This window comes from Alcanivorax sp. HI0083 (assembly GCF_001635175.1).
The window spans coordinates 1-1,083 of record NZ_LWFX01000066.1; the positions used below are offsets into that span (position 1 = coordinate 1).

At 58.2% G+C, this 1,083-nt stretch carries 1 protein-coding gene; it reads left to right on the forward strand.

Annotation, left to right across the window (positions count from 1 at the left end; all coding sequences use genetic code 11):
• The coding region (locus A3754_RS00705) for an Rne/Rng family ribonuclease (protein ID WP_156496644.1) at nucleotides 1-1,083 on the forward strand (1,083 nt) is incomplete at both ends.

Genomic DNA, 1,083 nt, shown 5'->3' on the forward strand with positions numbered 1-1,083 from the left:
CCCTGAAGAGGTACGAGTGGCTCTGGTCGACGGACAACGTCTGTATGACCTAGATATTGAACACCGCACACGAGAACAGAAAAAAGCCAACATTTACAAAGGCAAGATCACCCGGGTAGAACCGTCCCTGGAAGCGGCTTTTGTAGACTTCGGCGCCGAGCGCCACGGCTTCCTTCCCCTCAAGGAAATTTCCCGCCAGTACTTCCAGAAAGACCCCAAAGACATTCAGGGTCGCGTTAACATCAAGGAAGTCATCAAGGAAGGCCAGGAAGTCATCGTTCAGGTGGCCAAGGAGGAGCGCGGCAATAAAGGCGCCGCCCTCACCACCTTCATCAGCCTGGCTGGCCGCTACCTGGTACTGATGCCCAACAACCCCCGTGCCGGCGGCATCTCCCGTCGCATCGAAGGGGAAGAGCGCGCGCAACTGAAAGAAGCGCTGGGTGCACTGACCATTCCCGACGAAATGGGCGTGATCGTGCGCACCGCCGGGCTGGGCCGCAGTGCTGAAGAGCTGCAGTGGGACCTGAACTACCTGCTGAAGCTATGGACCTCCATTGACGATGCCTCCCAGGATCGCAAGGCGCCCTTCCTGATCTATCAGGAATCCAACGTCATCATTCGCGCCATCCGCGACTACCTGCGCAAAGACATCGGCGAAGTGCTGATCGACTCCAAAAAAGTCTACGACGAAGCCCAGGGCTTTGTTCAGCAGGTGATGCAGGACTTCCAGCACAAGATCAAACTGTACGACGACGAGACCCCGCTGTTCTCCCGTTTCCAGATTGAATCGCAAATCGAAACCGCCTTCGAGCGGGAAGTGAAGCTGCCCTCCGGTGGCTCCATTGTCATCGACCCGACAGAAGCACTGGTGTCCATCGACATCAACTCCTCCCGTGCCACCAAGGGCGCGGATATCGAAGAAACCGCCCTGAACACCAACCTGGAAGCCGCCGAAGAAATCGCCCGGCAGCTGCGCCTGCGTGATATCGGCGGCCTGATCGTGGTGGATTTCATCGACATGGGCCCCGCACGCAACCAGCGTGACGTGGAAAACCGCATGCGCGATGCGCTGGAGCAAGACCG